Source organism: Pseudomonas sp. MAFF 730105 (assembly GCF_055380705.1).
This window is the reverse complement of sequence record NZ_AP018438.1, coordinates 4,510,221-4,523,646: the sequence shown is the minus strand read 5'-3', so window position 1 is coordinate 4,523,646 and position 13,426 is coordinate 4,510,221. Positions and strand designations below refer to the sequence as shown.

The 13,426-nt window shown below is 55.6% G+C and carries 13 protein-coding genes, 1 tRNA gene and 1 pseudogene; 5 read left to right on the top strand and 10 right to left on the bottom strand.

Translation table 11 applies throughout. The features are described 5' to 3' along the window. The first annotated feature begins 30 nt into the window (after positions 1-30). The 4 genes from pheT to PCOSP_RS19345 all read left to right on the top strand — a co-directional run bounded on the left by pheT (position 31) and on the right by PCOSP_RS19345 (position 3,219). Positions 31-2,409 carry a phenylalanine--tRNA ligase subunit beta gene (gene pheT / locus PCOSP_RS19360; protein WP_139644395.1) on the top strand — a complete coding sequence of 793 codons (2,379 nt, stop codon included), beginning with the start codon at positions 31-33 and terminating at the stop codon, positions 2,407-2,409. A gap of 3 nt (positions 2,410-2,412) precedes the next feature. Further along, positions 2,413-2,715, top strand: a complete 303-nt coding sequence (gene ihfA / locus PCOSP_RS19355; RefSeq protein ID WP_002553164.1) for an integration host factor subunit alpha — start codon at positions 2,413-2,415, stop codon at positions 2,713-2,715. After that, on the top strand, positions 2,696-3,052 hold the full coding sequence (locus PCOSP_RS19350; RefSeq protein WP_003179985.1) for a MerR family transcriptional regulator: 357 nt from the start codon (positions 2,696-2,698) through the stop codon (positions 3,050-3,052). Before ihfA ends, PCOSP_RS19350 begins: the two co-directional genes overlap by 20 nt. 90 nt (positions 3,053-3,142) lie before the next feature. Further along, positions 3,143-3,219: transfer RNA gene (locus tag PCOSP_RS19345), tRNA-Pro, on the top strand. Positions 3,220-3,288: 69 nt separating this feature from the next. On the opposite strand, the pseudogene PCOSP_RS19340 reads toward PCOSP_RS19345, so the two are convergent. Further along, positions 3,289-4,035 (bottom strand): annotated as a pseudogene (locus PCOSP_RS19340) (tyrosine-type recombinase/integrase); the annotation flags it as partial. 168 nt (positions 4,036-4,203) lie between these two features. Here PCOSP_RS19340 and PCOSP_RS19335 point away from each other — a divergent pair. Further along, a complete protein-coding gene (locus PCOSP_RS19335; RefSeq protein WP_139643963.1) occupies positions 4,204-4,554 on the top strand; it encodes a hypothetical protein in 351 nt (116 codons plus the stop codon). Between the two features lie 390 nt (positions 4,555-4,944). Here PCOSP_RS19335 and PCOSP_RS19330 read toward each other — a convergent pair whose 3' ends face one another. The 9 genes from PCOSP_RS19330 to PCOSP_RS19290 form a co-directional block, all read right to left on the bottom strand. Continuing rightward, on the bottom strand, positions 4,945-5,961 hold the full coding sequence (locus tag PCOSP_RS19330) for a hypothetical protein (protein ID WP_464709334.1): 1,017 nt from the start codon (positions 5,959-5,961) through the stop codon (positions 4,945-4,947). Between the two features lie 26 nt (positions 5,962-5,987). After that, positions 5,988-7,487, bottom strand: a complete 1,500-nt coding sequence (locus tag PCOSP_RS19325) for an MBOAT family O-acyltransferase (protein ID WP_464709333.1) — start codon at positions 7,485-7,487, stop codon at positions 5,988-5,990. Positions 7,488-7,672: 185 nt separating this feature from the next. Further along, positions 7,673-8,740 carry an ArsO family NAD(P)H-dependent flavin-containing monooxygenase gene (locus tag PCOSP_RS19320; RefSeq protein WP_464709332.1) on the bottom strand — a complete coding sequence of 356 codons (1,068 nt, stop codon included), beginning with the start codon at positions 8,738-8,740 and terminating at the stop codon, positions 7,673-7,675. Positions 8,741-8,752: 12 nt separating this feature from the next. Then, positions 8,753-9,616 carry an MBL fold metallo-hydrolase gene (locus tag PCOSP_RS19315; protein ID WP_464709330.1) on the bottom strand — a complete coding sequence of 288 codons (864 nt, stop codon included), beginning with the start codon at positions 9,614-9,616 and terminating at the stop codon, positions 8,753-8,755. 101 nt (positions 9,617-9,717) lie between these two features. Beyond that, positions 9,718-9,906 (bottom strand): YgaP family membrane protein, encoded by a 189-nt coding sequence (locus tag PCOSP_RS19310; RefSeq protein ID WP_464709329.1) that lies wholly within the window; start codon positions 9,904-9,906, stop codon positions 9,718-9,720. 13 nt (positions 9,907-9,919) lie between these two features. After that, positions 9,920-10,339 carry a DUF6691 family protein gene (locus PCOSP_RS19305; protein WP_139643948.1) on the bottom strand — a complete coding sequence of 140 codons (420 nt, stop codon included), beginning with the start codon at positions 10,337-10,339 and terminating at the stop codon, positions 9,920-9,922. Then, a complete protein-coding gene (locus tag PCOSP_RS19300; protein ID WP_139643945.1) occupies positions 10,336-10,776 on the bottom strand; it encodes a YeeE/YedE family protein in 441 nt (146 codons plus the stop codon). The genes PCOSP_RS19305 and PCOSP_RS19300 overlap by 4 nt, the downstream gene beginning before the upstream one ends. Before the next feature lie 112 nt (positions 10,777-10,888). Beyond that, positions 10,889-11,689, bottom strand: a complete 801-nt coding sequence (locus tag PCOSP_RS19295) for a sulfite exporter TauE/SafE family protein (RefSeq protein WP_139643942.1) — start codon at positions 11,687-11,689, stop codon at positions 10,889-10,891. 28 nt (positions 11,690-11,717) lie between these two features. After that, entirely contained in the window at positions 11,718-13,388 is a 1,671-nt protein-coding gene (locus PCOSP_RS19290; RefSeq protein WP_464709327.1) for a bifunctional protein tyrosine phosphatase family protein/NAD(P)/FAD-dependent oxidoreductase, read from the bottom strand. Positions 13,389-13,426 lie beyond the last annotated feature (38 nt).

Sequence of the window (13,426 nt, the reverse complement as noted above, 5' to 3'; positions counted from 1 at the left end):
GGTCCGTAACGAATCTATTAGGAGAGCAGGATGAAATTCAGTGAACAATGGCTGCGCGGCTGGGTTAGCCCGCAGGTAAGCCGGGACGAGCTGGTTGCTCGCCTGTCGATGGCAGGTCTTGAGGTCGATAGCGTGACGCCGGCCGCCGGTGAATTCAGCGGCGTGGTAGTGGGCGAGGTGCTGAGCACCGAACAACACCCGGACGCTGACAAATTGCGGGTTTGCCAGGTCAGCAATGGCGGGGAAACCTTTCAGGTGGTCTGCGGCGCGCCAAACGTGCGCCCGGGCCTGAAGATCCCGTTTGCGATGATCGGTGCCGAGCTGCCGGGCGACTTCAAGATCAAGAAGGCCAAGCTGCGTGGCGTCGAGTCCAACGGCATGTTGTGCTCCCAGGCCGAACTGCAGATCGGCGAAGGCAACGATGGCCTGATGGAACTCCCGGCCGATGCGCCGGTGGGCCAGGACATCCGTGAATACCTGGGCCTGGACGATGCCAGCATTGAGGTCGACCTGACGCCGAACCGTGGCGACTGCCTGTCCCTGGCCGGTCTGGCCCGGGAAGTGGGCGCCTTGTACGACACCCCGGTGACTCGCCCGACAGTCGCGCCGGTTCCGGCAGCGCATGACGAAGTGCGTTCGGTCGAGGTCCTGGCACCCACAGCGTGCCCGCGTTACCTGGGCCGTGTGATCCGTAACGTCGACCTGTCGAAGCCGACGCCGTTGTGGATGGTCGAGCGCCTGCGCCGCGCCGACGTGCGCAGCATCGACGCTGCCGTCGACATCACCAACTACGTGATGCTGGAGCTGGGTCAACCCCTGCACGCGTTCGATCTCGCCGAAATCAACGGCGGCGTCCGCGTGCGCATGGCCGAGGAAGGCGAGAAGCTGGTCCTGCTCGACGGCCAGGAAGTCACTCTGCGCAGCGATACCCTGGTGATCGCCGACCACTCCCGCGCCCTGGCCATTGCCGGCGTGATGGGCGGCGAGCACAGCGGCGTATCCACGTCGACTCGGGACGTATTCCTCGAAAGCGCGTTCTTCGATCAGATCGCCGTCGCTGGCAAGGCCCGCTCCTACGGTCTGCACACCGATGCCTCGCACCGCTACGAGCGCGGCGTGGACTGGCAACTGGCCCGTGAAGCCATGGAGCGCGCCACCGGCCTGCTGCTGGAAATCACCGGTGGCGAAGCCGGCCCGATCATCGAAACCGTCAGCGAACAGCACCTGCCCAAGATCGCACCGGTCACCCTGCGTGCCCAACGCATTTCCCAGATGCTGGGCATGGACATGGACGCCGCCGAAGTCGAGCGTCTACTCAGCGCCCTGGGCCTGAATGTCAGTGCCGATGGAGCAGGGCAGTGGCGCGTCGAAGTGCCAAGTCATCGTTTTGACATCAGCCTGGAAGTCGACCTGATCGAAGAGCTGGCCCGCCTGTACGGCTACAACCGTCTACCGGTTCGCTACCCGCAGGCTCGCCTGGCCCCACAGGCCAAGGCTGAAGCCCGCAGCGACCTGCCGGAGCTGCGCCGCCTGCTGGTGGCTCGTGGGTATCAGGAAGCGATTACCTACAGCTTCATCGATCCGCGCCAGTCCGAACTGTTCAACCCGGGTGTCGAGCCGCTGTTGCTGGCCAATCCGATCTCCAACGACATGGCGGCCATGCGCTCGTCCCTGTGGCCAGGCCTGGTCAAGTCGCTGCAACACAACCTGAACCGTCAGCAGGACCGCGTGCGCCTGTTCGAAAGCGGCCTGCGCTTCGTTGGCCAACTGGACGGCTTGAAGCAGGAGCCGATGCTCGCCGGCGTCGTCTGCGGCAGCCGCCTGCCGGAAGGCTGGGCGCAAGGTCGCGATGTCGTCGACTTCTTTGACGTCAAGGCTGACGTGGAAGCGGTACTCGGCTTCGCCGGTGCCCTTGACGCATTCACCTTCGTGCCGGGCAAGCATCCAGCCCTGCATCCGGGTCAGACCGCGCGCATCGAGCGAGACGGGCGTGAAGTCGGCTATGTCGGCGCCATCCACCCTGAACTGTCGAAAACCCTGGGCCTCGATCGTCCAGTGTTCGTCTTCGAGCTGGTTCTGGCCGAAGTGGCACTGGGGAAAATGCCGAAATTCCAGGAGTTATCGCGCTTTCCTGAAGTGCGCCGTGACCTGGCGTTGCTGGCGGACCGCGACGTTGCTTCCAGCGCTGTACTGGACGTAATCCGTGAAAATGCAGGCGAATGGCTGACGGACCTAAGGCTCTTTGACGTGTATCAGGGTAAAGGCATTGATCCGCATAGAAAAAGCCTTGCAGTCGGCTTGACCTGGCAGCATCCATCGCGCACTCTTAATGACGATGAGGTGAATACCGCAACGCAGAATATCCTCACCTCGCTCGAAAACAGGTTGAACGCCACGTTAAGGAAGTGACGTATGGGGGCTCTGACGAAAGCTGAGATGGCGGAACGTCTGTATGAGGAGCTGGGCCTGAATAAACGGGAGGCCAAAGAATTGGTCGAACTGTTTTTCGAAGAAATCAGGCACGCTCTCGAAGACAACGAGCAGGTCAAATTGTCCGGTTTCGGCAATTTCGACCTTCGGGACAAACGCCAGCGGCCTGGCCGCAATCCGAAAACGGGAGAAGAAATCCCGATCACGGCTCGCCGTGTGGTCACCTTTCGTCCAGGGCAGAAGTTGAAGGCCCGAGTTGAGGCTTATGCTGGAACCAAGTCATAACGACGAGCTACCCGTCATCCCGGGCAAACGCTACTTCACCATTGGTGAAGTCAGCGAGCTGTGTGCGGTAAAACCACACGTGCTGCGCTATTGGGAGCAGGAGTTTCCTCAACTCAACCCGGTCAAGCGCCGCGGAAACCGCCGGTACTATCAACGACAAGACGTGTTGATGATCCGGCAGATCCGCGCGCTGCTGTACGACCAGGGCTTCACCATCGGCGGCGCGCGCCTGCGCCTCTCCGGTGACGAGGCCAAAGACGATACCACCCAGTACAAACAGATGATCCGCCAGATGATCGCCGAGCTTGAAGATGTGCTGGTGGTGCTCAAGAAATAAAATTCTGCTTTTAAATACTTCCAGTTTTCAAAAGCTTGCGTTATATTCCTGAGCGTTCCGCTGAGACGCGGAACAAGATTCACGCCTAGTCGGGGCGTAGCGCAGTCCGGTAGCGCACTAGCATGGGGTGCTAGGGGTCGAGTGTTCGAATCACTCCGTCCCGACCATATTTTTCAATGACTTAGCCCAACTCTAGCCAGTTGGGCTTTTTCATTGGTGGGGAGTTTTTCGGGACTTCATCCTGCCTTCCTCTTCAGAATCGTCAACATCGGCTCCCGGAGTCCGTTGCTGATACCTTATTTGCCGCCGCAATGAGCTGATCCGGTTCCGTCGCTGAGTAGTGACTGGCGAGGCTTCCGTTCTTGTGGCCGAGCAGTGCTTTCCGATCTTCCTCAGTCACACCAGCAGCACGCAATCTTCCCAAAGGTGTGCTTCAAGTCGTGAATGCGGATCCTGGCAAAGCCGTCATGAGCCGGCCGCAAGAATTTTCTTCTGCCACTTCTTCGCAGCCCGAACCCGAGCCTTTTTCCAGGCAGAGTCGTTCATGCGGTGAACTGTTGTTTCATTCCCTTCGCCATCAGGCTTGCCAAACTGAAACACGTAGGGCGGATGCTTGCCGCGCTGCTTCTCGATCACTGACTTGGCAACGTCGTTCATCACGGCCAGACGCTCGTCTCGGTTTTTCATGCCAGGCTGGCACGCAATCTCCCAGTTCCACTGAAGCCCGCAGACCTCTTGCTCCGGTATCCGGTGTTGACCTTGAACATCGCCATGGTCTGAAGGTGCGCCGGAAGCTCCGTGAACAGGATCGACGGCTCTTCCCATGAAAGCGGGTAGGGCTTTCGGCTGTTCGTCTTCTCGTCCAGCAGGGAAATCATCGGCACCACGTTCAGTAATGGCCGGCGCTCCTCATCGCGCCACTTGCGCGCGCAAAGGTCCAACACCCTGATGACCCGCTGAAGCGCGATGTTCACTGTCCGGTTGTGACCGGCTTGCCACCCGCTGGATTCAAGTAGTTCCGGCGCCGTTGGGCGTGGCGGAAAGTGCATTCGGGTGGCGTCGGAGGTGCGCGGCCAAATCGCTAAAGAACCAGCGAGCTTGACCGATACGTCTTGGCATTAATGCCAAATACTTGAGATCTGGAGATCTGAATGTTTCTAAGTAAAGTTCGCAGTGGTGCAGCCATCGCGGTGATTGCCCTTGCTTATGCCGTTCCAGCTCCGGCTGCCACGGACGTCGTCACAGACCACACCATTGCGGTTATGGCTGTCGCATCCACCCAAGCATGCGCAAAAAAACATCCAGAAGCAGGTATCACTTTAGAAAAGTTCCTGACAGAACAGAAAGCGGACATAACTGACGAGATGGCGAAACACATCCGTGATGTCGCTACAAACCCCATGTACGAAATGGAGGTGAAGCAGTCGACTGAATTCTTCAACTCAAAAGGCGGCCAAGGGTTGCTGGACGGTCTCTGTGATGGGTTCATCACTGCGAAGTAATTGTCTCGCTTGCTCACTTTGCTCTGTTTCATGCCTTATGCAGGTGGGCGGTTATAGGCCGCGGTTTCGTCCACATCGGGGTGTGATCTGGCCGGGGCTCAACCGGTATTCGGCGGAAGGAACAAGGGCGATCCGAATCAGTCGTATCTGTCCGGCGCCAACCGGCGGCGCTACACGCTATTACGCAACCACGATGCCGGCAGCGCCGAAATGCGTGAGTGACGCGAAGACGGCGCTGATCTTGGGGTATCACATTTACCTAAGAAAGTCCCATGCCCTGGGAATGGTAAACGTCTAATGGCAATATATCTAAAGTGTAAGGCAAGTCATGAGGGCTCTTGCCTTACCAAACGCCTGAAAGATCCTGACAGACAGTGATAAAACTGAAAGTTATGTGTCTTTATGTAAGACGTCCTTGAGGATGTTATATATTCTCGATGTGCGCTCTGGAGTTGATTCGCAGTTTATATGGAAAGACGTGTCATAAAAGCTTGTTTTTGGAAAGAAGAAGTCTTCTGGCGTACCCACGGCTGGTATTCCCGCTTTTCTGATTTGGTCCATGATACTTCCCAGCGCTAGGTGGTACCACTGCTGCACAGAGCGCTCGTCCTCAACTGTAACACTCGGCATGATATAGAAATTCACACCTTTATCGTTGAGTCTCTGGGCGGTTTGTTTCAAAAGCTTCAAGACTTGAGGGTTTACTTTAGGTTCCAGGGCGACTGGAACGCTGGCTATTGTAGCGCCAGGCTGGTTACCACATGCTCCTTGCATATCCCCATACTCGTTCATGTTCAAGAATGTGTATGAAAACGGTTGCGGGACGGTCCAGTCTATTTTAGCGTGTTGATCTTTAACTTCTTGGGCTGTGAGCGCCCTGCGGTTTGGAAATTCTTGCAGTATGGCGACTCTGCGAAATTTTGCATCCACATTCACGGAAAGCGTTTTGACATCTATTGCCGAAATATATTTCAATTTTGTTTTTAAAGGAAGGCCATAGAAATAATCGCTGTACCATGCAACCATTTCTCGCAGAATCCAATCCTTGGGGACTCTGTAATCATTGAGATAATATATCCACACAGGTGCCAGGACGACAGTGTCACCTGCGCGAGAATTTTTGATGGCTGATTCCGTGATGGCGTCTAATGGAAGGTTTCCATGCAATGCTAAGTTGGCAACAGGGACGCCGAGCTTTTCTGACAGGGTTTTGCTATTTACTCCGAAGACCGTGCTTGAATCTCCAAACAGCAACAGGCGTTTACCTTCGGTGTTGTTCCCTACAAGCTCTTTATAAGTTATCCAGTTGGCGGCGTCATAACCCGATGCGATTGGCGCTCCGAACTGGTAAAAGAAAAGTGCAATATAAGCCACTATGCAAGCGGCTAGGCTTAAGGCCGCTGTCAAGACGAATTTTCTATACAAGTTCATAGTCAAAATTGAAAATACAGAAAAGGGCTGATAGTGTTGTTTCCAAATGTGGAAAGCAGGCTGGTCACCACAATTGCCACGCAGGTCATCGCCGCAGCTACGCATACTGTGGAGCTTATCCTCTGACCTTCTTGATCGTTAACGGCAACTCGATTTTCTAACAGATCAATGACCTCATAGATATTAGGTAGCGCCCAAATGATAAACATCGACACAAGAAAATAGCTTGCATAGGTGATAAAGCTGAGATTTTTGAAAATAGAATCCCAGGAGACAGCTTGTTCAGAACCTAGCATCGCATGAGCTATCGCGATGGCAGAATGGATGTTTTCTGCGCGAAAGAAAACCCAGGCAAAAATGACTGCAGCGAATGTCATTACCACGCAAATCGCATTGGTTGCGAATCGAGGAATCAACTCCGATAAGTATGAACGAGGCAGTTTTTGGAAGATATGGTTAGCACATAGGTATGCGCCATGGAGCCCTCCCCAAATGATAAAAGTCCAACTCGCACCGTGCCATAGACCACCGAGTAGCATAGTAAGCGACAAATTCACGAGGCGACGAATTTCACCTTTACGGTTTCCACCTAATGGGATGTAAAGGTAGTCTCTCAAAAATTGAGATAGCGTCATATGCCAGCGTCGCCAGAACTCAATGATGCTCTTGGCTTTGTATGGCGAGTTAAAGTTTACAGGTAAGCGTATTCCGAAAAGCAAGGAGAGCCCCACAGCCATGTCGGAGTAGCCAGAGAAGTCGAAATAGATTTGCAGGGTGTATGCCATTGCGCCTGCCCACGCGACCATTGTTCCGATTGCCTGTCCAGTAGCCGCTGCGTGGAATAGTGGATCCGCATAGGTGCTGATCGGGTCTGCAAGTAAAAGTTTTTTTCCAAGGCCTACGGCGAATAAGGCGATCCCTATTGCTATGTTTCTTGAGTTGGGTTTGTAAATTGCCGGGTCTTTGAACTGGGGCATCATTTGTCCGTGATGCAGAATCGGACCGGCTATCAAGTGGGGGAACCAAGTTACAAACAGTATGTAGTGCGAAAAGTTGTATTCTTTCGCTTTGCCTTTCCATGTATCTACTAAAAAAGCAATTTGTGTAAATGTGAAAAACGAAATGCCTAACGGCAGAATCAAGCTCAGGGAGGGGATGTGGGCACCTGTGAGTCTGCTGATTTCTCCAAGGAAAAAGTTTGTGTACTTGTAGTAGCAAAGCAAGGCCAGGTTACTGACTATTCCCACGTATAAGGCTGTTTTGGCTACGTGTATGTTTGCTTCCTGATTTTTGCAGATCAGATACCCAATGCAGTAGTTAAACAGGATGGAAGATAGCAAGAGAGCAATATAGGTCGTGCTCCACCATCCGTAGAAAAACAAAGATGCCGCTGCCAACCATATCGCCGCAGCTTCTCGCCCCCAGAAACGTGCGAGCAGAAAAAAACCCAGAAATGCAACCGGTAGGAACGCGAATATGAATTCGAACGAAGTGAAAAGCATGACGCACGCTGTCCTGAATCTTGAGACGCGGAGTTTACGTCACTTGTATGGGCCAAGACAGATAGACGGCTGACCTTTTTGGAGAGTTACCATAATGTCTATAACTGCTGCCATAAACCCCTTCAAGCATAGGGTGCTAGGGCTCAGGTGTTTGAATCACTCCGTCCCGACCACCCTCAGACGGCCTAATCAACGAGAAACGCCACGATGTCACTGACTGTGCTGCGTGCTGTTCGTGTCACGCCGATCAGTGTGGCGGAGGCCGAACCTGTCCATTCGCCGTAGCCGACAAGCCATAGCCTTGACTCTCTGGTCGAGTGGGTGCCTTCGACTTCAACGCGGCCTTCGGCGTTGACCACTCCCAGTGAATCCAGGTGCTGTAAGGCCGGCCTGAATCCGGTGCACCAAATCACCGCGTCTACCGCAGATTCAGAACCATCGGCCCAGATAACTCCGTTGCGAGTGAAGCTTTTGAAAGGTCGTACCGACTTGAGGACGTTGCGCTCTCGGGCCTCGACAACTGGCGCAACCATGACAATATCGCCTAGCCCACCCACTGGCTGCTCAATGAGACGCCCCTCCAGTTGGGCTTTCCAACGCTCGGTTGCTCGCTCGAACAGGACCCGTCCATCCACATCGTCAGGCAGGAATATTGGTTCAACGGGAGTGACCCATGTGGTCTCGGCGACTTTTGAGACTTCGGCCAGAATCTGTGCCCCTGAATTACCGCCTCCTACCACCAACACCTTCTTGCCCGCGAATGCTTGTGCTTCGACATAGTGGGCGGAATGCAACTGCCGACCGGCGAATAGCTCGGCATTGGGGTAGTGGGGAACGTAAGGATTGCTCCAGGTGCCTGTAGCGCTGACAACAACCTTGGTATCCCAATGCTTGTCGTCAGAATGTACCCGCAGGCCAGTTTCCGTTCGCTCAACAGAAGTGACCCGAACCGGACGCTTCACCGGGAAATGGTAGCGCTGTTCGTATTGGGTGAGGTATTCGATCACATGATTTCGTGAAGGGTAGCCATCTTGCGTGGGGGGCATCATCCAGCCAGGTATCGAACTCCAGGTGGCAGGCGAGAATAGACGCAACGAGTTCCAGCCATGCCGCCAGGCACCTCCCGGTTCATTCTCTGCGTCGAGGATGATGAACGAAAGAGGTGTGCGGCGCAGAAAATACGCTGTAGCCAGGGCTGATTGCCCCCCGCCGATAATGACCACGTCTGGTTGAGCACTGAGCGAATCAATCATCGGGCGAACCTCTCAGAGCACATTGAGAGGGATTTTCAGGTAACAAGTGCCATTGCTTTCAGGTGGAGGCAGATGACCTGCTCGCATGTTCACTTGCACGGATGGCAGGATAAGTGTCGGCATGCCCAACGTAGCGTCCCGCGCTTGGCGCATAGCTACGAAATCCGCTTCTCCCGTGCCCTCATGCACATGAATATTGTGGGCACGTTGCTCAGCAATGGTGGTTTCATTGCGGTAGTCATCTCGACCCGGGGCCTTGTAGTCGTGGCACATGAACAAACGGGTATCGTCGGGCAACTTGAACAACTTTTGAATGGACTGGAAGAGTTTTCGCGCATCGCCGCCGGGAAAGTCGCATCGGGCCGTGCCGTAATCAGGCATGAACAGTGTGTCGCCGACAAAGCCAGCATCTCCGATTAGATAGGTCATGCAGGCCGGTGTATGTCCCGGCGTATGGATGGCGTGCGCTTCGATTCCTCCGACCCAAAAGCGCTCACCGTCTTTCAGCAGCCGGTCGAATTGACGACCATCGGTGGCAAACTCGCTGCCGACGTTGAACAACTTACCAAAAGTATTCTGAATCACGCTGACCTGATCGCCGATGGCCAGTTGGCCGCCCAACTCGCGCTTTAGATACTGAGCCGCGGATAGATGGTCCGCATGTACATGGGTCTCCAGTAACCAATCCACCGTAAGCGTCTGCTTGCGCACATAGGTAATTAAACGTTCCGCGCTTTTGCAGGAGGTGCGACCTGATGCGGGGGCGTAATCGAGCACAGAGTCGATAACGGCGCAGCGGCCTGTAGTTGGGTCACTGACAACATAGCTGTAGGTATACGTAGCGGAGTCAAAAAAAGCTTCTACATGGGATTTCATGATGGAATTCTCTTTTCGATACACGAATGCAGTGCTGATCTGCCAACGGTTTGTAAGGAACCGTGATCAGCGCTGCGTACCTGATGTGCAACGGTTTTCGTTCAGCGACGGTTACAGGTTTTGATGCCTAGCAACGCGTAGAGGGGGCAGAAACGGAAAATGCCGGTTGCCAGCGGCACTAAACCTATCCAGCCCCATACGCCGATCACACCGGATAGACTGAGGCCAATGAGAAGCAGACCGACGACGATACGCAGGCCACGGTCAATGGTTCCGATGTTTGCTTTCATGGCGATCTCCCGATCAATGGCTGCGCCGGGTCTCCAGCGCGGTAAACAACAACATGCCGGCCAGCATGGCCAACATGAATACAATTATCTGCCAGCGTCCAGTCAGCAGAATTGCGACTGCGGGGCCAGGGCAGATGCCCGCTATTCCCCAGCCAATGCCGAACAACAGGCTCCCGCCAATCAAGCGCCGGTCCAATTCACGTTTGATCGGTAGCTGCATGGGCCTTCCCAGCAGCGAACTGGTGTGTTGTCGCGCCCAGGTTAGCGGGCCAACGGCTGTGCCAATGGCCCCGATCATGACCAACGCCAAGGACGGATCCCAGGCACCAGCCAGATCCAGGAAAGCGAGTACTTTGCTCGGGTTGGCCATGCCTGCCAGAAGCAGACCCAAGCCGAACAGCAGGCCAGCAATGAATGCGGTCAGTTTGATCATGTCCACCCCTCCAGCAGATGACGCAGGACAAACACTGTGGCGAAACCACTGAACATGAAACAAACAGTGGCGACCATCGATCGCGGCGAAAGGCGCGATAGGCCGCATACCCCATGGCCACTGGTGCAACCTGACCCGTATCGTGTGCCAATGCCCACCAATACACCGGCGACGGCCAGTCCGAACCAGCCACTTTTGAACTCGATCTGTGGCAGCGTGGCGAACAAGCTCCAGATAAGCGGCGCGATGAGCAGGCCCAGGAGAAAAAGAGCTTTCTCACTCACCCCCTCGCTCCCGCGCTGCAAAAGGCTGCCGATCAGACCGCTGATGCCTGCGATACGTCCATTGGCAACGACAAATAGACTGGCGGCCAGGCCAATCAATGCGCCTCCGGCAAGGGACGACCAGGGTGTGAAGTTGAGCCAGTCGACATTCATGAGGATTCTCCGGCGCGAAACTGTTGATAGAGGTTCTGGATGACAACCAATGCTGCGGGGCTCCGGATGCGATAGAACACCTGCTTTGCGTGACGGCGGCTTATGCACATGACTAAATCGCCTTCACCAGCAACGCCACCGCAACTACCACGGAAACTACGGCGAAGCCTTTCTGTAAGTATGGACCCGCTAGCCGGGCCGCGATCAGGCGTCCGCACACCATTCCAGCCAATGCTCCGATGGAAAACGGAATGGCCACTGCCCACTGCAGGTGGCCGGCTGCCGAGCTTGCGGCAACACCGGAAATCGAAACCAGCGCGATCACGGCCAGAGACGTTGCGAGCACTGACTGCGGGGTCAAATTGGTGTATCGCTGGAGCGCCGGCACCATCACAAAGCCTCCGCCCACGCCGAGCAATCCAGACAATCCCCCCGCGACAATGCCGGAGACGGTGAGTGCCCATGCACACGGACCGGTCCAGTTGAGCTTTCCTCGGTTGACGTCCAACAGACAAGGTGGTGGTTTGGATGTGACGAAGGGCTTCGACTCAGTGGAGGGCGCGAGGGATCGTCGATAGACCCGAAACGCAACGTACATCAGCACGAAGGCAAACATGATCGTCAACGGGCGATTAGGTGTGCGCTGCGCCAGCCAAAGACCAAGGGGAGAACAGACGATCCCCGCGCCTGCCACCAACAGCGCCGCTTTATAGCGGACGGTGCCGTTCTTGAGTCCCATCACGGCACCCAGGGTCGCAGCTAAACCGACAGCCAGTAAGCCAATGGGGCCCGCCTCGGCCATGCTCAACCCGACGCCGAACACCAGTAGTGGAACGGCCAGTATTCCTCCGCCAGCGCCGGTCAGCGCCAGAATGATTCCTACGGTAAGCCCGAGCAGCAAGACCACGATCATCCCAGTCTCCTTGCCTTCAGTCCTGATTTCATAAATCAGCCATCTCAGGTTTCGCCATCCACTCATGGCCCTTGAGCATTCCCTTCCAATACAGCGGTGGAAGAATCCGCTCTTTGAGCAGCCATGCCAGCCTCGATGGCCGGGTACCGTCAATCAGCCAGGATGGAAAACTGGGGGCAACCTTGCCGCCATAGGTGAATTCAGCCAGTACGATCTTGCCGCGTTCAACCGTCAGCGGGCAGGAGCCGTACCCGTCGTAATGGGCGCTGCCTTTCGCTTTCCCCATTGCTGCCAACACATTATGGGCAACGACTGGTGCCTGTTTACGTGCTGCTGCCGCGGTTTTCGCGTTGCTGGAGTTGGTGGCGTCTCCCAGTGCGTGAATATTTGCCCAGGTTTTATGACGCAGAGTGGCAGCGTCGACATCAATCCAGCCAGCCGCGTCTGCGAGAGGGCTGATCCGAACGAAATCCGGCGCAATCTGTGGCGGCACCACATGCAGGAGATCAAAGTCGCGCTTAACAAGATGGGCGCTGCCATCCGGATTGACACAGTTGAACGTTGCAGTCCGTGCGGGTCCATTTACGCTGGTGAGGGTGTTGCCGAAGTTCAGGTCGATGCCATAGGCCGCGACGTATTCCATCAATGCAGGCACATAGTCGGGAACGCCGAACAGCACCGCGCCGGCGCTGCAAAACTCGATCTCGATGTTATCCAATACACCGGTACGCTTCCAATGATCGGCAGACAGGTACATGGCTTTTTGCGGCGCCCCGGCACATTTGATTGGCATGGGCGGTTGCGTGAAGATGGCTCGTCCACCATTCAGTTGCTGCACGAGTTCCCACGTATAAGGCGCAAGGTGATACAGGTAGTTTGAAGTCACGCCGTTGCGACCCAGGGTGTCCGACAACCCCTCGATTGCATGCCAATTGAGCTTCAGGCCAGGGCAGACGATCAGTTGCTCATATTTGACGACTCTGCATCCATCAAGAATGACGGCATTTCTTTCGGGTTCAAAAGCGGCGACCGCCGACTTGATCCAATGCACACCGCGGGGGATGGTCGTACCCATCGTGCGGGCAGTTTGGGGCGCATCGAAGACGCCACAGCCGACAAGTGTCCAGCCAGGCTGATAGTAGTGCACATCTGCCGGGTCGATGATGGCAACGTCGAGTCCTGGGGCACGTGCCAGCAAGCTGGATGCCGCCGCAATACCTGCCGCACCGCCCCCGATGATGACCACAGTGTGCTGCGCCTCAGCGACTTCGACCGGCGTGCGCCCCTGATTCACAATCCTGCGAATGACGCCTTTCATATCGAACCCGGCTTTTTTGGCGGTCTCGACGATGTGGGGCAGGGATTGTTGCCCCGCTTGTGACAGCGCCCACATCGTTGTCGAGCGCATACCGGAACGGCAATAGGCCAACACCGGTTTTGGCAGTGTTTCAAGGAGCTTGCCGAAGGCGATAGCTTGCTCGTCGGTGACTTTGCCTGATTCCGCGGGAAGGTAGTGCGCCTCGAGGCCAAGGGCTTGGGCGGCTCGTTTGATTTCGGCAAATAGGGGTTGGTCGCCTCCTTCGCCATCGGGACGGTTACACACGATGGCGCGAAAACCGGCGTCTTTCAGTTCTGCCAATTGATTGGGAAAAATCTGTTCTGATACCGACAGTCCAGGTGCAAGGCAACGAATGTCCATAAGGGTCTCCGTCAAGGGTATTTTTCTTCTGATTTTTT